This window comes from Stenotrophomonas sp. SrG (genome assembly GCF_050031795.1).
In the GTDB taxonomy this organism is placed as follows: Bacteria; Pseudomonadota; Gammaproteobacteria; order Xanthomonadales; family Xanthomonadaceae; genus Stenotrophomonas; species Stenotrophomonas rhizophila_A.
In genome coordinates this window covers 1-303 of sequence record NZ_JBNBBE010000098.1, presented here as the reverse complement: position 1 = coordinate 303, position 303 = coordinate 1, and the positions used below count along the sequence as shown (strand labels likewise).

At 69.0% G+C, this 303-nt stretch carries 1 pseudogene; it reads left to right on the top strand.

Annotation, left to right across the window (positions count from 1 at the left end):
* Positions 1-234 (top strand): annotated as a pseudogene (locus tag ACQG3P_RS19125) (glycoside hydrolase family 43 protein); the annotation flags it as partial.
* Positions 235-303: the final 69 nt, after the last annotated feature.

Sequence of the window (303 nt, the reverse complement as noted above, 5' to 3'; positions counted from 1 at the left end):
ATCCTGCCGGCGGGCCAGACCATTCCGTACCTCGTACAAGCGCCATCGTGGATGCAGGGCGCAGCGAAGCAGGCCCCTTCGACCGGCAAGTTCATGGAGCGCAACGAGTTCGACACCCCCACGCTCGGCAACGATTGGCTGCGCGTGCGGGTACCCAAACAAGCCGGGGCGAACCTGCGCGAGCGCCCCGGCTCTCTCGCGTTGCACCCGCTGCCGGAAGACCTCGACACGTGACGTACCCCCGCGGTCCTGGGCCGCCGCCAGCAGCACCTGCGCTACGAGGCCAGCACCCCGATGACGCAG